Origin of the sequence: Burkholderia sp. AU30280, from assembly GCF_020420125.1 — a bacterium.
Taxonomy (GTDB): Bacteria; Pseudomonadota; Gammaproteobacteria; order Burkholderiales; family Burkholderiaceae; genus Burkholderia.
In genome coordinates, this window is record NZ_JAIZRY010000001.1 from 163,867 (window position 1) to 181,147 (window position 17,281).

Genomic DNA, 17,281 nt, shown 5'->3' on the forward strand with positions numbered 1-17,281 from the left:
CCATGAAACCGGCTTCGCGTCGCCCCTTCCACGTTGACCGCGCTGCTCACGGCTGTGCGCTGGCCGCCGCGCTGCTCGTCGCCGGATGCGCGGTCGGGCCGGATTTCCACGCACCTGACGCGCCAGCCACGCGGCACTACACGCTCGGCGAGCCGCCCGCGACGACGGCCGCCGCCACCGGCGCGGCCGGCGCCCCGCAGACGTTCGCACCGGCCGCGCACACGCCGCAACGCTGGTGGACGCAGTTCGGCTCCGAACCGCTGAACCGGCTCGTCGATACCGCGTGGCACAACAGCCCGACGCTTGCCGAGGCCCGCGCGCGGCTCGACGAAGCGCGGCAGAACCATGCGGCCGAAGCCAGCGCGACGATGGTGCCGAAAGTCGATGCGAGCCTGTCCGCCACACGCGAGCAAGTCGATACGACCGCGTTCGGCCTGCCCGCCAACGTGCCCAGCCCGGGGCCGTTCACGCTTTATGACGCATCGGTGAGCGTGTCGTATGTACTCGACGTGTTTGGCGGCAACCGGCGTGCGCTCGAAGCGCTACGCGCGCAAGTCGACTACCAGTCGTACACGCTCGACGCGGCGCGCCTGACACTCGCGGGCAACGTCGTCGCGACCGCGATCCTGCGCGCGTCGCTCGCGCAGCAGATCGCGCTCACGCGGCAGTTGATCGACGCGCAGGCGCGGCAGTTGCGCATCGTCGAAATGCGTTTCGCGGCGGGCGGCGTTTCGCAGGCCGACGTGCATGCGCAACGCGCACTGCTCGCGCAGACGCAGGCGTCGCTGCCGCCGCTCGACGCCCGCCTCGCGCAGGCCGGCCATCGGCTCGCGATCCTGCTCGGCGTGCCGCCGTCCGATGCCGTGCTGCCCGACCTCACGCTCGAAGCACTTGCGCTGCCGCGCACGCTGCCCGTCGCGTTGCCGTCGACGCTCGCGCGCGAACGACCCGACATCCGTGCGGCCGAAGCCGTGCTGCACCAGGCGAGCGCGAACGTCGGCGTGGCCACCGCGAACCTGTATCCGCGCTTTTCGATTTCGGCGGGGATAGGCTCGGAACGCACGCGCATCGCGGATCTCGTGAGCGGGCTCAATGTGTGGAATGTCGGCCTCGGCCTGATGCAACCGCTCTTTCACGGCGGCGAACTGCGCGCGAAGAAACGTGCGGCCGAAGCGGCGTACGACGCCGCGTTCGCGAGTTACCGGGAAACCGTGCTCGAGGCGCTGCAGCAGGTGGCCGATGCAATGCGCGCGGTCGAGCACGACGCGGCTGCACTGCAGGCCAGAGACACCGCCGCGCAGGAAGCGGCGGCCAGCAACAGGATTGCCGGCGACCGTTACGCGGCAGGCGGGATCAGCACGTTCGACCTGCTCGATGCGCAGCGGCAGACGCTGCAGGCGGCGCTCGACCGTACCCGCGCGCAAGCGGACCGGCTCGCCGATACGGCGGCGCTGTTTCAGGCGCTCGCGGGGAGCTGGACGGATGACGCGGCGGATTAATCGCGCGATGCTGGCTCGATGCAGCGATCGCGGCAATCGCACGAATCGCGCGGGCATAAAAAAACCGGCCCGAAGGCCGGTTTTCATACCGCATGCCGTAAGCGGCGCTCGCGCGCCGCGCGACATCAGAAGCGGTGGATCATGCCGACGCCCAGGCCGATCTGGTTCTGCTTCGAACCTGCGCCCACGCCGTCGCCGATCGACGTCGTTGCAGCGATGATGCCACCCGTCGGGGTCAGCGTGTTGCCGCTGGAGTGCTGGTAAGCCTCAACCGCGTACAGGCCGGTGCGCTTCGACAGGCTGTAGTACTGCGACAGCGTGACCTGGTGGTACTTGGCCGAGCTGGTGATGCCGTTCGACTGCGTTGCCGCCGTGTACGAGTAGCCTGCCGCGAAGTCCCACTGAGCAGCTGCCTTCCAGTGCAGCACAGCGCCTGCCGTGTTGAAGATTGCCGTGTTCTTGAAGCCCGAACCCGTGCCCGGAATGTACTGGACGTTCGAGTACGACGCCGAGATGTCCCATGCCGGCGTGAACTGGTAGCCAGCCGTAACGGCCAGTCGCTGTTGCGACTGTGCGTACTGGTAACCGTTGTTGATCGACGACACTGCCGGCTCAACGCCGTTGGTACCCGCTGCGTTCAAGCCGTTCTGCACCGTCGAGTTCGCACCCCACAGGCCGCCGCCGAGCGTCGCGTTGTTGACCTTCTGGTAGCCGACCGCGATGCCTGCCGGGCCGTTCAGGTACTGGATCGCGGCGCTCCACGTCGAGCCGCGGTTCGTTGCGCCTGCAACGCCGCCGAACGAGTACGAACCGCCGACCGTGAAGCCGTAGAACTTCGGCGACATGTAGACGAGCGAGTTGTTCGCGCGGTAGCTGGTATCCAGCGAGTCGATATCGCCCGGGTGCGCGCCGTAGTAGCCGGTCAGCCAGGTCGTCGGGCTGTACGGCGACAGCAGCGTGTAGTACGCGGTGTACTGGCGGCCAGCCGTCAGCGTACCGTACGTGTTGTTGGTCAGGCCGACCCACGCTTGACGCGTGAAGATGCCGTTGGTCCACTGCGACGAGCCGTTAGCCGTGTTGACGCCGGCTTCCAACTGGAAAATCGCCTTCGTGCCGCCGCCGAGATCTTCGCTGCCCTTCAGGCCGAAGCGGCTGCCTGCCCACACGCCGGTGGACATCTGCACCTTCGAGTGACCACCCGTGGTCGCGCCAGTCGCCGACGAGTTGTTCTGGTAAGCCAGACCGTTATCGACGATACCGTACAGGGTCACGCTGCTTTGAGCGTGGGCGACGGTAGCGGCTGCAAGGCCAGCTGCCGTCATGGCGAAAGCGACGCGCTTTTTCATTGATTCTCCGTCCTCAAAAAATAATTTCTTTTGTGGTGTGGTTTATGACCTGACACATGTGCGAGTACATGCCGGCGCAATTCTGACGGATTACCGACTATTTCCCAACATGCGCGGTCGGTCATCGTATGATCGACGCAACGCATGGGTTCACCAAGCAGTTACATAACACCTGAAAACGCTTACGCGGCAGGCCTTTCCGGCATTTCCCGGTGAAAACCCTAGCTTTACATTTTTACGGGTGCAACGCGACCGTCGGATGTCATCAGATGCCTTCGGCAGGATACGTCTTACAAATGCGCGACCGTGGTTGACGCCACGATTCACGCCGCCGCGAAGGATCGCTGACGTTCATGACACCCACGTTTCGCGAAACGAAATAATGAAAACGTTTTTAGTCGAGGCGCGGGAGATGGGCGGGAGCAGCCCGGCGAACGCGGGCCGAGGGGCGACGCCGGCACCCGTCGGGCCGGCATCGTTCAATGCGATTCAGCGCGTGGCCGGCGGCACGAGATGCGCGCTCACGGCATCGGCGAGCGCGGTCATGCGCGCACGAATCGCGGTGTTCGAGCCGACCAGCGCGAGCGACGACGCCATGATCCGGTAGATGCGCTTTCTCGGCACCTTGGCCGGCTTCGCCGGATCGAGCCACGCTGCGTGGCCGGCCAGCAACTCGAGCGTTTCGAGGCCGATCATGATCGGCCACAGGCACGCGAGCCGCAGTCGCACGAAGCGGCGCGGGATCGCGAGCGTATACAGGCACGCGTCGCGATACTGGTCGAGCGTCACGCGCAGCAGGTCGACGAGTACGCCGCGCGCGCGCGCCGACGCATCGGGCGCCATCAGGTCGGCGACGCCGAGCCCGTGTGCGCCCAGCACGTCGTCGGGCAGGTAGCAGCGGCCGATGCGCAGGTCCTTCCCGCAGTCGCGCAGGATGTTGGTCATCTGAAGCGCCTTGCCGAAACGGATGCCCTTCTCGCACATGTCCGGCAGGTTCCAGCCGCGTGCCGCCGGCGTATGCATGCCCGTCATGTCGGTCCAGAACTCGCCCACGCAGCCGGCAACGAGATACGTGTAGCGGTCGAGTTCGTCACGCGTCGGCAACGACGCGACCCGCCCCGATTGCTCGTCGGGGAACGTGCGCAGGTCGAATACCATCCCCGCCGTCAGCGTCGCGACGACCTTGCGGATCGAGGCGCGGTCGGCGTCCGGCTGCGCGCGCAGCAGCGCGAGCATCGGCGCCATCGAGCCGAGCAGCACGTGTTCGTGCGAATCGGTCTGCATCCGCGTCACGTCCTCGAGCGCACGCGACAGCGCAACGCCGTCGCCGAGCCGTTCGACCTCGTCGCGCAGGTCGGTCAGCAACGCCGCGCGGCGATCGGGTGTGACGAGCGCCGTGTCGGCGATCGTGTCGGCTGCGCGCGCGAGCAGGTACGCGAGGCCGACCGGATCGCGCATGCCGTCGGGCAGCACGCGCAGCGTGAGGTAGAAGGAGCGGGAAACGTTCTTCAGCAGGTCGCCGAGCAGGTAGGCGGAATCGGTTCGAGTCGTCATGGGTCGGGAAAAATCGGCCGGCGCGGGCCCCGGACGCACACGGGCGCCGGGCGCCCGCGCCGGCCCGCGAGTCGCCGCATCGTCGCGCCAGGCGGGCGTCGGCCCCGGCGCGGCGATGCAAAATTCCCGCAAGTTTAGTGCATCCGGCGCGCGGCCTGCCCGAGACGGCCGGAATGCGCCCCACATCGGGCCGCAGTCAACCGCTCTGCCGCCGGTATCGCGCCCTAAAAATATTCAAAAGAAAGGTGAAAGTAATACATATGTAATTATTCGGTGCGACGATCGCGTCCCATTCGACTCCGTGCGACACGCCACGACGGCCGCATGCCGGAGCGATCGCCCCTTTCCGACTCTCGTTTCGAAGGTTCATCGACATGCTCCTCAAGCGCCCGACCTCCCTGCGCTACGTCCCGTTCGCCTGTGCCGCCGCGCTCCTGCTCGCCGCGTGCGGCGGCGACGACGTCGCGTCCGATCCCACCCAGCCGATTTCCGCGAAGGTCCAGGTGGTCGGCCATCGCGGCGCGAGCGCGCTGCGCCCCGAACACACGCTCGCGTCGTACCGCAAGGCGGTCGAGGACGGCGCGGACGTGATCGAGCCCGATCTCGTGTCGACCCGCGACGGCGTGCTCGTCGCGCGTCACGAGAACGAGATCTCGGGCACGACGAACGTGTCGACGCTGCCGCAGTTCGCGAGCCGCAAGGCGACCAAGACGATCGACGGCGCGGAGCTGACCGGCTGGTTCACCGAGGATTTCACGCTCGCCGAGCTGAAGACGCTGCGCGCCCGCGAGCGCATTCCGCAGGTCCGCCCCGCGAACACCGCATACAACGACCAGTTCGAGATTCCGACGTTCGACGAGATCGTCGCGCTCGCGAAGCAGATGTCCGCGCAGACCGGCCGCACGATTCACCTGTATCCGGAAACCAAGCATCCGACCTACTTCCAGTCGATCGGCCTGCCGCTCGAAGACCGTCTCGTCGATGCGCTGCTGAAGGATTCGTACACGGCGCGCACGGCGACCATCTACATCCAGTCGTTCGAGGTCGCGAACCTGAAGACGATCCGCAACCGGATCAAGTCGAGCCAGCCGAACTGGAAGCTCGTGCAGCTGATGGACGAAGCCGGCCAGCGCCCGTACGACTTCGTGAAGGCGAACGACAAGCGCACCTACGGCGACCTGTCGACGCGCGACGGCATGCGCGAGATCGCGACCTATGCGAACGGCGTCGGCCCGTACAAGACGTCGATCATCGCGGTCGCCGCGGACGGCACGCTGCAGCAGCCGACGCCGTACGTGCGCTATGCGCACGAGGCCGGCCTCGTCGTGCATCCGTACACGTTCCGCCCGGAGAACAACTTCCTGCCCGCCTCGCTGAAGGATGGCGGCACGCCCGCCACGCGCAACACCGCCGGCTCGGTGCGGGAAATCCAGGCGTACCTGCGCGCGGGCATCGACGGCTTCTTCACCGACGATCCGGCCGTCGGCCGCACGGCCGTCGATACGTTCAAGCGCTGATCGCGCGGAACGTGCCCGACGTGCTCGACGTGCGTTAACCGGGCGCGGCGTACGACGCGCCGCCGCGCCCCGCTGCACCGCATCGGTCAGATCACGTGGAAGTGATGCGTGCCGTCCCGCTTCAACTGATCGACCAGCCCGTACTCCCAATCGAGATAGGCCTGCATCGCGGCCGCCGCGTTGTCGGTGCCTTCGTATGGGCGCCGGTAGCGGTCGACGCGCGGTGACGCCAGATGCGTCTCGCCGCTTTCGAGCGGCAGCCCGGCCTCGATCCACGCTGCCGTGCCGCCGGCGAGCACCGCGATGTCAGCCGATGCCGGCAGCAGCGCGCGGGCATCGTCCGCCGCGAACCGCGCCAGCAAGCTCGATCCGCACGTGAACACATAGCGCCTGGCGGGCGGAATCGCCGCGAACGCATCACGCAACTGCGCACGCACGGCGAACCACGCACCCGGGATATGGCGCTTCACGTAGTTCGCGCTGGCCGTCACATCGACGATCGCCAGCTCGCCGGGTGCAGCCTCCTTCAGCCAGCCCGCGAGCGTCGCTGGCGACACGTCGGTCACGAGTGGCGGTACCGGCACGTCGCGCGGCGGCTGGCCGCGCTCGCCGAACTTCGCCGTACCGTGCTCCGGTTCGACGACACGCACGTCCCAGCCCATCTGCGCGAGCCACGACGCGGTCATGTCGGCGCGCACGCCGTCATCGTCGGCGAGTACGATCCGCGCGCCGCGCACGGCCGCGTGATGGTCGGTCTCCTGCACGAGCTGGCCGCCCGGCGCGCTCAGAAAACCCGGCAGGTGGCCGGCTTCGTATTCTTCCGGCGTGCGCACGTCGAAGCGATACAGCGTGCGGCCCGGCTCGCCGAGCGCGGCGACGTCCGCGAGTGCAACGCGCGGCACGCCCGCGCGTTCGGCCACCGCACGCGCCGCCCGACGTGCGTCGGCACGCTGCGTCGCGTCGATGTGCTCCGGAAAGCGTCGCGCGGCGCCGCGTTCGAGCGTCTGGCCCGCGAGCGTCCAGCCGATCGTGCCGTTGCGCAGCGCGGCGACCGGATTCGGCAGCTCCGCGTTCACGAGCGACTGCGTGCCGATGATGCTGCGCGTGCGGCCCGCGCAGTTGACGATCACCTGCGTCGCCGGGTTCGGCGCGAGCGCGCGCACGCGCAGCACGAGCTCCGCGCCCGGCACGCTCGTCGACGTCGGGATGTTCATCGTCTGGTATTCGTCGAAACGGCGCGCGTCGACGATCACGACATCGGCCTTCGCGTCGATCAGCGCCTGAACCTCCTGCGCGGACAGCGACGGCGTGTGCCGCTCGGCCTCGACCCATTCGCCGAACGACTTGCTCGGCACGTTCACGTCGATGAACAGTTCGCCGCCCGCGGCGAGCCAGCCCGCGAGGCCGCCGTCGAGCAGCCGCACGTCGGAGTAGCCGAGTTGCGCGAGTTTGGCCGCCGCGCGCGGCGCGAGATCCTCGCCGCCCGCTTCGCCGAACACGACGATCGGCGTGTCGCGGCGCGGAATCCGCGTCCACGCGTCGAGTTCAAGTTTCGACAGCGGAAAGTTGGCGGCCCACAGCGGGTGGCCCTGCGCGTACGGATCTTCCTCGCGTACGTCGATCAGCGCGATCTCGTCGCGGGCCAGCAGGCGCGCGCGCACGTCCTGGTACGACGCGACGGGAAAGCGGAAGGTGGAATCGGCGGATTGCGTCACGATGTCTCTGTCTCGAATGCGTTGAAGTCGGTGAAGAAAACGGTACGGATGAATCTCGGGCCCGCCGACGCGTGCCGGCGGGCAACTGCATCAGGTGTTCGAATAGCCGGACACGAAAGGCTTCACGGTGCCGTCGTCCAGGAACACCGCGCGCTCGACCTTGCCGATGTTCGCGCCGTACACGTGGATGCTGATCGATACCCGATCCGCGAACGCGTTGGTCACGCGGTGGACGTCGCCAATGCGCGGCGACACGGCCTCGATCTCGCCCGGCTGCAGCCGCACGGCGTCGCCCGCCGGCACGGGCTTGCCCGCTGCGTCGAACCGGTACGGCTGCGAGAACTCGCCGCCGCGCAGCATCCCGATCAGCCCCCACACCGTGTGGTTGTGGATCGGCGTCGTCTGGCCGGGCCCCCACACGAAGCTGACGACCGAGAACCGCTCGTGCGGGTCGAGATGCAGCAGGTACTGCCGATAGCGTGCGGGGTCGGGCTGCGCGAATGCGTCGGGCAGCCAGTCGTCGTGTTCGACGAGGGCGGCGAGCAGCACGCCGCCCTCGTCGAGGATGCGCGCCTCGTTCGCGCCGGACGCAAGCAGCGCGCCCAGACCGTCGACGAACGGCCGCAGCGGCGTCTGATGCAACGAAAGCGTACTCATCGGCCGACTCCTCGAATATGATGCCGAATATGATGGATCGTCATGATGCACCCGAAAGACCATGCAGAACAAACATGAAAATTAGCGATATCGACGCTTTTGCAGCGGTCGTCCGCTGCCAGACCCTGAGCCAGGCCGCGGCCGAGCTCGGGATGACGCAGCCCGCGATCACGCGGCGCGTCCAGAATCTCGAAGAAGCGCTCGGCGTGATCCTGCTCGATCGCAACACGAAGCCGCCGCGCCCGACCGACATCGGCCGGCAGGTCTTCGAGCAGTGTCGCGCGATCCTGCGCGAAGTCGATGCGCTGCGGGAGCTGACGGCCGGCAAGCAGCCGCCCGCCGGCGAATTCCGGATCGGGCTCACGCAGGGCCTCGGCGAGCTGATGCTGCCCGCGTTGATCGTCGAACTCGCCGCGCAGTGGCCCGCGCTCGCGACGCAGGTCACGACCGCTTGGGGCGGCATGCTCGTCGAGCGCGTCGCCCGCCGCGAACTCGATGCGGCGCTCGTCTTCCTCGCACGCGAAATGGTGCTGCCCGCGCAGGTCGAGGGCGAACGGTTGCTGGCCACGCGGCTCGTCGCGGTCGGCCGCAAGGGTGACTGGCCGCGCCGCAGCTATCGGCTCGCCGATTGCCATGCGCGTGGCTGGGTGCTCAATCCGGACGGCTGCGGTTTTCGTGCGGGCTTGCGGCGCGCGCTCGATACGCAGGGCCTGCCGATGCCGGTCACGCTCGACACCTACGGCCGCGACCTGCAGTTGCAGAGCGTCGCGAACGGTTTCGGCATCGGTCTGATGCCGTTGCCGCTCGTCGAAGGCAGCCCGCTGCGCGATGCGCTCGACATCGTGCCGCTCACCGATTTCAAGCCTCAGATCGATCTGTGGTTGCTGCGCCGGCACGATGCGGCCCGCTTCGACGCGCCGCTCGCCGCCGTTGCCGCGCATGCGCGCACGGCGTTCGCGTTGCCCGAGCAGGCGCACGGCAAGGCTGCGTGAGCGTGCCGGGCGGCGACCGCGTCGTGCAGCCCGCTCGAGGTACGCGCCCGCCCTGCTCCGCTCACGCATCGGCGCGGCCTCGTCCGGTCTCGTTGACCGGCGCCCCGCGCGTCTCCGACGCGCCCTTTGTTTCGTCTTTCGTTTCGTCTTTCGTTTCGTCTTTCGTTTCGTCTTTCGTTTCGTCTTTCGTTTCGTCTTTCGTTTCGTCTTTCGTTTCGTCTTTCGTTTCGCCCCGGCTCACCGCTTCGAGCACCGCACGCCCTGCCGCCACCGCGATCGCATCGTCCTGCGGCGTATGCACGCGGCTGCACAGCACGTCGCGATAATGGCGTTCGAGCGGATTGGCGCGGCTCAGCCCGTGATTGCCCGACAGCTTCAACGCCTGCTCGACCACGCGGATCGCGTGCTCGGTCACGGCCCGCTTGACGAGGCCGCTCGTCGTGACCGGCGGTGCGTCGCCCGCGTCGGTGCGCGCGATGTGATCGTCGAGCAGCACGCGGTTCGCATGCAGCCAGCCCTCGATTTCGCCGACCGCCTCCTGCACGCGCGGCAGCGTCGCGAGCGGCGCGCCCAGCCCGCTCGGCGCACGCGTCGTTGCGAACTCGACCAGCCAGTCGCGCGACGCGCGCGCCACCGCGTCGTACAGGCCGCCGAGCAGCGCGACCATCCACGCCTGCTGGTCGGCCTGCGCGTCGGCATCCGCATGGGTCGCGGCCGACACGGCCCATGCGTCCGGTGCGCGTACGTCGACCGCGTGATCGGCCGGCAGCCGCACGTCGTCGAACACGACCTCATGGCTGCCTGACGCACGCAGGCCGAGGTGATTCCAGCTTTCGATCACGCGGATGCGATCGCCATCCACATCGCGGTCGCGCGGCACGAGAAACACGCCGACCCGCGGCGCCGGTTCATCGGTGCGCGCCCACACGGCCAGCCAGCGCAGCGCCGGAATCCCGGTGCTGTACAGCTTGTGACCGGACAACCGCCAGCCGTCGCCGTCGCGACGTGCAATGGTTTCCGGCAAGCCGCCGCGCGACGGCGAACCGAGTGAAGGCTCGACGCGCAGCGCGTTGATCAGCGCGCCTTCGGCAACCGCGCTGTCGAACACCGCCCGCCGGAGCCGCGACGGCCAGCGGTTGTCGGCACGGCCGAGCGCGCGATGCTGCAGGTACGTCATCGTCAGCACCAGCGCGGTCGCCGGATCGGCCCGGGCAACGGCGGCCACGATCCGGCTCGCCTGCGCGAGCGTCGCACCGGCGCCGCCATGCTCGCGCGGCACGACCTGCGCAATCAGCCCCGCGCGATGCAGCCGCGCGAAGTTCTCGTGCGGAAAGCGGCCGTCGACGTCGTTGCGGGCCGCGTCGGCGGCCAGTTCCGGCGCGAGGCGGTCGAGCAGTGCGGCGACACGTGTGTCGTGGGCGTCGGCATCGTCGGGGGACAGGAGGCGCAGCGAACGCGGCTGCGGCGACGGCGAGGAAGCGGCAAGGCTGGCGGACATCGAGACGGATTCCCTGGGTAAGACGGACAGGCGGCAACAGCGGCAATCGATCGCCACGCGGCACGGTTTCTCATGAAGTCGGCGGTCTGGAACGCACCGTGCCGGATTCGCCGGCCCTCGCGCGCCCGATCGTTCGTGAGCCCACAGCGTATGCGCAGCGCACCCTCGCCCAAACCATGCAAATCTGATATTCAAATCGGGATTGATTATTTCCGTTTCGCATGATCCCGGCGTTAACCTGCGCTCCATTCCTGCCCGGCCACGCGCCGGGACGTCCCTGCACCGGAGACCCAGATGAGCGTCGAATTCATCGGCATGATCCAGAGCCAGAAGCAGTCGGAAATCCACCCGCCGTCCGGCCCTGTCGTCGATCCCGATTACGTGCGCGACTTTGCACGCGCCCACGAGACGGCCGGCTTCGACCGGATCCTCGTGCCGCACCACTCGACCGGCCCGTCGGCGACGCTGACGATCGCGTTCGCCGCGGCCGCGACCGGGCGCATCCACTTCATGCTCGCGCATCGCCCGGGCTTCACCGCGCCGACGCTCGCCGCGCGGCAGATCGCGACGCTCGACCAGTTCAGCCGCGGCCGGCTCGCCGTGCACTTCATCTCCGGCGGCTCGGACAGCGAGCAGCAACGCGACGGCGACTTCCTCGATCACGATGCGCGCTATGCGCGCACCGACGAATACCTCGGCATCCTGCGGCGGATCTGGACCGAAGCGCAGCCGTTCGATCACGACGGCGCGCACTACCGGTTCAAGCAGGGTTTTTCGGAAGTGAAGCCGTTCCAGCAACCGCATGTGCCGATCTATTTCGGCGGCGCATCGGACGCTGCGCTCGCGGTAGCCGGCAAGCACGCGGACGTCTACGCGCTGTGGGGCGAATCGCTCGATCAGGTGCGCGACCTGACGACGCGCGTGCGCGCCGAAGCCGCTCAGCACGGCCGGCAGGTGCGCTTCTCCGTGTCGTTCCGCCCGATCCTCGCCGCGACCGAGGACGAAGCATGGGCGCGCGCGCATCGCATCCTCGACGAAACGCGCCGGCTGCGCGAAGCGGCCGGCCTCGGCGCCGGCGGCCCGCAGCAGAGCGAAGGCGCGCGGCGCCTGCTCGCCGCGGCCGATCGCGGTTCGCGCGTCGACAAGCGGCTGTGGACCGAGATCGCGAAGCTCACCGGCGCGCGCTCGAATTCGACGGCGCTCGTCGGCACACCCGAACAGGTCGCCGACGCGCTGCTCGACTACTACGACCTCGGCGTGACCACGTTCCTGATCCGCGGCTTCGATCCGCTGGACGACGCGATCGACTACGGCCGCGAACTGATTCCGCGCGTGCGCAGCGCCGTCGCCGCACGCGACGCGGCGCGCCGCGCGGCCTGAGCCCAACGGAGCCATACGGAGCCCTACGCCACCATGTCCGCCGTCCTTTCCTCGCCCGTACGTACCGCATCGGGCCTCGAACTTGCCGAAGCGCCGCGCCAGCATTTCTGGTTCGATCCGCCCGCGCCGCGCATCGACGTCGCCGCCGAGCGCCGTCACCGTCAGGAACGACTCGCAGGCGCGTTCCGCCTGTTCGCACGCTTCGGCTTCGCACAGGGGCTCGCCGGCCACATCACCGCACGCGACCCCGAGCTGCCCGACCACTTCTGGGTGAATCCGCTCGGCGTGCATTTCTCGCAGCTCAAGGTGTCCGACCTGCTGCTCGTCAACGCACGCGGCGAAACCGCGATCGGCACGCGGCCGCTGAACAAGGCCGCGTTCGCGATCCACGCGGCGATCCACGACGCGCATCCGCATATCGTCGCCGCCGCGCATACGCATTCGACTTACGGCAAGGCGTGGTCGACGCTCGGCCGCCTGCTCGACCCGCTCACGCAGGACGCCTGCGTGTTCCATGAAGACCACGCGCTGTTCGACGACTTCACGGGGATGGTCGTCGACACGAGCGAAGGCGCGCGGATCGCCGCGGCGCTCGTGAAGCCGGACCGTACCACGCACAAGGGCGTGATCCTGAAGAACCACGGCATCCTGACCGCCGGCCCGTCGGTCGAGGCCGCCGCATGGTGGTACATCGCGCTCGACAACGCCGCGCACACGCAGTTGCTAGCCGAGGCAGCCGGCACGCCGCAACCGATCGATCACGCAACCGCACGCCACACGCACGGCCAGATCGGCGGCCCCGAGGGCGCGCTGCATGCATTCGACAGCCTGTTCGCGCGCGTCGTCGCCGACGAACCCGACCTGCTCGACTGAGCGCCTTGTCGCACGACCGGAGACCAGACCAACATGACCCGAACCACCGCACCTGCACCCGCGCTCGCCGACGCGCACGACGGCAAACGCCGCACGCTGCTGCGCGCCGCCGGCGCCATCGCGCTCGCCGCGCCCGCGATCACGCTGGGCCGCAAGGCCTGGTCCGCGCCGCCGCTGAAGAAGCTCACGTTCGCGTGGAACCAGAACGCGTTCTGCCTGACGCCGATCGTCGTCGCGCAGGAGCGCGGCTTCTTCGAGAAGAACGGCCTGAAGGTCGAGCTGATCAACTACAGCGGGTCGACCGACCAGTTGCTCGAATCGATTGCGACCGGCAAGGCCGATGCGGCGGTCGGGATGATCCATCGTTGGCTCAAGCCGCTCGAAGCCGGTTTCGACGTGAAGATCATCGGCAGCTCGCATGGCGGCTGCGTGCGGCTGCTCGGCGCGAAGGCAGCCGGCGTGACGACACTGCAGGCGCTGAAGGGCAAGACGGTCGGCGTCAGCGACCTGGCCGCACCCGGCAAGCATTTCTTCTCGATCCTGCTCGCGAAGAACGGGATCGATCCCGAGCGCGACATCACGTGGCGGCAGTATCCGGCCGACCTGCTCGGCGTGGCGGTGGACAAGGGCGAGATCCATGCGATCGCCGACGGCGACCCGAATCTCTATCTGCTCGAGAAGCGCAGCAACGGTGCGTACACCGAACTGGCGACGAACCTGTCCGGCGAATATGCGCGCAAGGTGTGCTGCGTGATCGGCGCGCGCGGCGACCTCGTGCGCAACGACCGGCCGTCGGCCGCCGCACTCGCACGCTCGATCGTACAGGCCACCGAGTTCACGCACGACAACCCGAACGAAGCCGCGAAGGTGTTCGCGAAGTATTCGCCGAAGATCAGCCCCGATGACCTGCGCAAGCTCTACGCGACGCTCACCTACGATCACCACCCGACCAACGTCGACCTGCAGCAGGAAATCGCGTTCTACGCGGACGACTTCCGCCGCATCAGCGTGCTGAAGAAGAGCACCGACCCGCAGCGCTTCGCGCAGCAGGTCTATGCGAACGTGCTGGGGTGACGCGATGTCGACGATCGAACGCGCGCCCTCCGCGCACCCCGCGTCCGCCCCCTCCGGCGGCAGTGCCACCGTGACCGCGGCGCGCATCGCCTGCACCGCGTGCGAAGCGACGCTGGCCGCCGAAGCCCGCCATGCGCGCACCTGGCCGACCGGCATCGCCGCCGCGCTCGCGTGGGCCGCGCTCGGCGCGCTCACGCGGCTGTGGCCGAACCGCGTCGTCGGCTTCACCGACTGGGCGTACACCGACGAATTCGCCGTCGGCGCGTGGACGATCGCCGCGCTGTTGCTCATCGCCGCGACGCTCGGCCATCTCTCACCCGCGACACGCACGCGGCTCGTGCACGTGCGCGCGGCCGGCCCGTGGCTCGTCGCGCTGCCGCTCGTGCTCGCCGTGTGGGAACTCGTCACCGCGAAAACCGGCTGGCTGCCGACCCCGTTCTTCGCGCCGCCGCAGGCGCTGATCGAGGTCTACGTCGACGACTGGCCGCGCCTCCTCGGCAGCGCAGGCAACACGCTGAAGCTGCTCGCGCTCGGCTTCGCGTACGGCGTCGCGGTCGGCTTCGCCGTGGGCGTGTCGATCGGCTGGTCGCGCCGGATCGGCTACTGGGTACATCCGGTGCTGCGCGTGCTCGGCCCCGTGCCGGCCACCGCGCTGCTGCCGCTCACGTTCTACTTCTTCCCGTCGAGCTATTCGGCGGCCGCGTTCCTGATCGCGCTCGCAACCGGCTTCCCGGTCGCCGTGCTGACGTGGTCGGGCGTCGCGAGCGTCAACAAGCAGTATTACGACGTCGCGCGCACGCTCGGTGCGAATGCGCGCTTCCTCGTGCTGCGCGTCGCGATTCCGGCCGCGCTGCCGCACGTGTTCGTCGGCATCTTCATGGGGCTCAGCGCGTCGTTCACGGTGCTGGTCGTCGCCGAGATGATGGGCGTCAAGTCGGGGCTCGGCTGGTACCTGAGCTGGGCGCAGGGCTGGGCATCGTACGTGAACATGTATGCGGCGCTGATCGTGATGGCGCTGCTGTTTTCCGGGCTCATTGCGCTGCTGTTCGCGGTGCGCGATCGCGCGCTCGCCTGGCAGAAAGGAACCGTCAAATGGTGAGCGCCGGTCTCGAATCGTCCGTTGCCTCTTTCGTTGCCGCGGCGCCCGCCGTCACGGCGCCGCGCGGTGCGCGCATCGACATCCGCCGCGTGAGCCATGCGTTCGACGGCCCCGGCGGTGCGCTGCCGGTGCTCGACGACGTCACGCTGTCGGTCGCGGCCGGCGAATTCGTCGCACTGCTCGGCCCGAGCGGCTGCGGGAAGTCGACGCTGCTGCGCCTCGTCGCGGGCCTCGAGGCCGCGCGGCAAGGCACGATCGCACAGGACGGCGTGCCGATCGAACACCCCGATCCGTCGCGCATCGTCGTGTTCCAGGATCCGACGCTGTACCCGTGGCGGCGCGTGCGCGCGAACGTTGCGCTCGGCCTCGAGGCGCGCGGCGTGGCGCGCGTGTCGCAGCATCGTGTCGACGAGGCGCTCGCGCGCGTCGGGCTGCAGGAATTCTCGAACGCATTCCCGCATCAGTTGTCCGGCGGGATGGCACAGCGGGTCGCACTGGCCCGCGCGCTCGTCAACGATCCGCGCCTGCTCATTCTCGACGAGCCGCTCGGCAAGCTCGATTCGCTCACGCGGCTCACGATGCAGGCCGAGCTCGCCGCGCTGTGGCAACGCGACGGCTTCTCGGCGCTGCTCGTCACGCACGATGTCGAGGAAGCGCTGTTCCTTGCGCAGCGCGTGATCGTGTTCGGGCCGCGTCCGGCACGCATCGTCGCCGAACTGCACGTCGACCTGCCCTACCCGCGCCATCGCGGCGACCCGCGCCTCGCCGAACTGCGCCACGACGCGTTGCGACATCTCGGGCTCGATGCGAGCTGGTAGATGCGCGGTGCCGCTCGACGCTGGGCCGCCGCGCGGCGGGAAGGGTGCCGATGAACGCGCCGACATTCGCCGACTGGGCGCTCCTGTTTCTGCAAGGGCTGTATCGCGCGCAAATCGCGCTGGCGCGCGTGCTGCATGCGATCGGGCTGACGGGCGACGCCGACGGTCAGGCCGCCTGGCCGTGGGCCCATCGCATCGCGCTCGAAACGCTGCACATCGACGCGGGACTCACGCGGCAACTCGCGTTCGCCGCGGCGGCGACGGCGCTGGCCGTCATGCTCGCGGGCATCGCGCTCGCTTCACGCAAGTGGCGTGTCGCCACGGCGCTCGCCACGCTGGCCGTGGCGTGGTTCGCGCCGTGGCCGCCGTCTTCGCTGTGGCTCTCGCCCGCCGTGCCGACGAGCTTCCAGCGCGATCCCGCGCCGTTTTCGGTATCGAACGTGATGCGCGGCGCGCACCTGTATGCACGACACTGCGCGGCCTGCCACGGCACGGACGGCCGCGGCGAAGGGCCGCTCGCGGCCACGCTCTCGCGCTGGCCGCCGACCTTCGCCGGCGCGCTGCTCGCCCGCCGTCTCGACGGCGAGCTGTTCTGGCGCGTGCGCCACGGCACGCGCGACGAACACGGCGCGTCGACGATGCCCGGCTTCGCCGCGACGCTCGGCCCGCAGGATACCTGGGCCGTGCTCGACTACCTGAAAGCGCTCGCCGCGGGCAGCGGCGCGCAGGCGCAAGGCGCGTGGCCCGTACCGGTCCCGCTGCCGACGCTCGACGTGCGCTGCGGCGGCGCCGCGCCGCAACCGCTCGAGCGCTGGCGCGAAGGCCAGCGCGTGCGCGTCGTCGCGCTCGCGCCGGGCGCGACGCCCCCGCCGGAAGACGCGCGCTGGCAAACGCTGCTCGTCACGGCACGCGGCGCGCCCGTCGCGCAGGCGAACGGCACCGCGCAAGCCGATTGCGTCGCGTCGACGCCCGGTGCGTGGCTCGCATTCGCGACGATCGCCGGCGTGGCGCCCGACGCGCTCGGCGGCACGCAGCTCCTCGCCGATCGCCGCGGCTGGCTGCGGGCGCGCGCGTTGCCGGGCAGCGCCGGCTGGTCGGATGCCGACCTGCTGTGCCGTTCGGACAGCGCCGCACGACCGGCCGTACCGGCAGCGACCGGCGATCCGCTGACCGCGCTGCTGCTGCGCGTCGACACGGAACCCGTGCGCGATGTGCAGGCCGGACTTCCGCATTGATTGAATCCCTGAACGTCTCTTCCG

The 17,281-nt window shown here is 69.1% G+C and carries 14 protein-coding genes; 9 read left to right on the forward strand and 5 right to left on the reverse strand.

The annotated features are described in order from the left end of the window. Positions 1 to 2 precede the first annotated feature (2 nt). Positions 3 to 1,499 (forward strand): efflux transporter outer membrane subunit, encoded by a 1,497-nt coding sequence (locus LGN17_RS00760; RefSeq protein WP_226194746.1) that lies wholly within the window; start codon positions 3 to 5, stop codon positions 1,497 to 1,499. A 125-nt stretch (positions 1,500 to 1,624) separates the two neighbouring features. Here the strand turns inward: LGN17_RS00760 and LGN17_RS00765 are convergent, their stop codons facing one another. After that, positions 1,625 to 2,845, reverse strand: a complete 1,221-nt coding sequence (locus LGN17_RS00765; RefSeq protein ID WP_226194747.1) for a porin — start codon at positions 2,843 to 2,845, stop codon at positions 1,625 to 1,627. Between the two features lie 489 nt (positions 2,846 to 3,334). Then, on the reverse strand, positions 3,335 to 4,399 hold the full coding sequence (locus LGN17_RS00770) for a phytoene/squalene synthase family protein (protein ID WP_226194748.1): 1,065 nt from the start codon (positions 4,397 to 4,399) through the stop codon (positions 3,335 to 3,337). 374 nt (positions 4,400 to 4,773) lie between these two features. Here LGN17_RS00770 and LGN17_RS00775 point away from each other — a divergent pair, with 374 nt between their 5' ends. Continuing rightward, the gene (locus LGN17_RS00775; RefSeq protein ID WP_226194749.1) at positions 4,774 to 5,916 is read left to right on the forward strand and encodes a glycerophosphodiester phosphodiesterase; all 1,143 of its coding nucleotides are present in this window, start codon (positions 4,774 to 4,776) and stop codon (positions 5,914 to 5,916) included. An 86-nt stretch (positions 5,917 to 6,002) separates the two neighbouring features. Here the strand turns inward: LGN17_RS00775 and LGN17_RS00780 are convergent, their stop codons facing one another. Next, positions 6,003 to 7,631, reverse strand: a complete 1,629-nt coding sequence (locus tag LGN17_RS00780) for a rhodanese-related sulfurtransferase (RefSeq protein WP_226194750.1) — start codon at positions 7,629 to 7,631, stop codon at positions 6,003 to 6,005. 90 nt (positions 7,632 to 7,721) lie between these two features. After that, a complete protein-coding gene (locus LGN17_RS00785) occupies positions 7,722 to 8,288 on the reverse strand; it encodes a cysteine dioxygenase (protein WP_226194751.1) in 567 nt (188 codons plus the stop codon). Between the two features lie 17 nt (positions 8,289 to 8,305). Here LGN17_RS00785 and LGN17_RS00790 point away from each other — a divergent pair, with 17 nt between their 5' ends. Beyond that, the gene (locus LGN17_RS00790) at positions 8,306 to 9,280 is read left to right on the forward strand and encodes a LysR family transcriptional regulator (protein WP_226194752.1); all 975 of its coding nucleotides are present in this window, start codon (positions 8,306 to 8,308) and stop codon (positions 9,278 to 9,280) included. A 61-nt stretch (positions 9,281 to 9,341) separates the two neighbouring features. On the opposite strand, the gene LGN17_RS00795 is transcribed toward LGN17_RS00790, so the two are convergent. Beyond that, positions 9,342 to 10,778, reverse strand: coding sequence for an acyl-CoA dehydrogenase family protein (locus tag LGN17_RS00795; RefSeq protein WP_226194753.1), 1,437 nt, complete (start codon positions 10,776 to 10,778; stop codon positions 9,342 to 9,344). Between the two features lie 294 nt (positions 10,779 to 11,072). Between LGN17_RS00795 and LGN17_RS00800 the strand changes: the two genes are divergently transcribed. From LGN17_RS00800 to LGN17_RS00825, 6 genes are read left to right on the forward strand one after another with little or no spacing between them, the layout of a single operon-like run. After that, positions 11,073 to 12,158, forward strand: a complete 1,086-nt coding sequence (locus LGN17_RS00800; RefSeq protein WP_226194754.1) for an LLM class flavin-dependent oxidoreductase — start codon at positions 11,073 to 11,075, stop codon at positions 12,156 to 12,158. A 33-nt stretch (positions 12,159 to 12,191) separates the two neighbouring features. Then, positions 12,192 to 13,031 carry a class II aldolase/adducin family protein gene (locus tag LGN17_RS00805; RefSeq protein ID WP_226194755.1) on the forward strand — a complete coding sequence of 280 codons (840 nt, stop codon included), beginning with the start codon at positions 12,192 to 12,194 and terminating at the stop codon, positions 13,029 to 13,031. A 33-nt stretch (positions 13,032 to 13,064) separates the two neighbouring features. Beyond that, positions 13,065 to 14,105, forward strand: coding sequence for an ABC transporter substrate-binding protein (locus LGN17_RS00810; RefSeq protein ID WP_226194756.1), 1,041 nt, complete (start codon positions 13,065 to 13,067; stop codon positions 14,103 to 14,105). 4 nt (positions 14,106 to 14,109) lie between these two features. Further along, positions 14,110 to 15,204: an ABC transporter permease gene (locus LGN17_RS00815; protein WP_226194757.1), complete on the forward strand. Its 1,095-nt coding sequence runs from the start codon at positions 14,110 to 14,112 to the stop codon at positions 15,202 to 15,204. Beyond that, positions 15,198 to 16,022, forward strand: coding sequence for an ABC transporter ATP-binding protein (locus LGN17_RS00820; RefSeq protein ID WP_226194758.1), 825 nt, complete (start codon positions 15,198 to 15,200; stop codon positions 16,020 to 16,022). Before LGN17_RS00815 ends, LGN17_RS00820 begins: the two co-directional genes overlap by 7 nt. A 50-nt stretch (positions 16,023 to 16,072) precedes the next feature. Further along, positions 16,073 to 17,257, forward strand: coding sequence for a c-type cytochrome (locus LGN17_RS00825; RefSeq protein WP_226194759.1), 1,185 nt, complete (start codon positions 16,073 to 16,075; stop codon positions 17,255 to 17,257). Positions 17,258 to 17,281: the final 24 nt, after the last annotated feature.

Bases quoted from the DNA above. Each gene is read 5' to 3' on its own strand.
- LGN17_RS00760 (WP_226194746.1), top strand. From the start codon at position 3: ATGAAACCGGCTTCGCGTCGCCCCTTCCACGTTGACCGCGCTGCTCAC.
- LGN17_RS00765 (WP_226194747.1), bottom strand. From the start codon at position 2,845: ATGAAAAAGCGCGTCGCTTTCGCCATGACGGCAGCTGGCCTTGCAGCC.
- LGN17_RS00770 (WP_226194748.1), bottom strand. From the start codon at position 4,399: ATGACGACTCGAACCGATTCCGCCTACCTGCTCGGCGACCTGCTGAAG.
- LGN17_RS00775 (WP_226194749.1), top strand. From the start codon at position 4,774: ATGCTCCTCAAGCGCCCGACCTCCCTGCGCTACGTCCCGTTCGCCTGT.
- LGN17_RS00785 (WP_226194751.1), bottom strand. From the start codon at position 8,288: ATGAGTACGCTTTCGTTGCATCAGACGCCGCTGCGGCCGTTCGTCGAC.
- LGN17_RS00790 (WP_226194752.1), top strand. From the start codon at position 8,306: ATGATGCCGAATATGATGGATCGTCATGATGCACCCGAAAGACCATGC.
- LGN17_RS00795 (WP_226194753.1), bottom strand. From the start codon at position 10,778: ATGTCCGCCAGCCTTGCCGCTTCCTCGCCGTCGCCGCAGCCGCGTTCG.
- LGN17_RS00800 (WP_226194754.1), top strand. From the start codon at position 11,073: ATGAGCGTCGAATTCATCGGCATGATCCAGAGCCAGAAGCAGTCGGAA.
- LGN17_RS00805 (WP_226194755.1), top strand. From the start codon at position 12,192: ATGTCCGCCGTCCTTTCCTCGCCCGTACGTACCGCATCGGGCCTCGAA.
- LGN17_RS00810 (WP_226194756.1), top strand. From the start codon at position 13,065: ATGACCCGAACCACCGCACCTGCACCCGCGCTCGCCGACGCGCACGAC.
- LGN17_RS00815 (WP_226194757.1), top strand. From the start codon at position 14,110: ATGTCGACGATCGAACGCGCGCCCTCCGCGCACCCCGCGTCCGCCCCC.
- LGN17_RS00820 (WP_226194758.1), top strand. From the start codon at position 15,198: ATGGTGAGCGCCGGTCTCGAATCGTCCGTTGCCTCTTTCGTTGCCGCG.
- LGN17_RS00825 (WP_226194759.1), top strand. From the start codon at position 16,073: ATGAACGCGCCGACATTCGCCGACTGGGCGCTCCTGTTTCTGCAAGGG.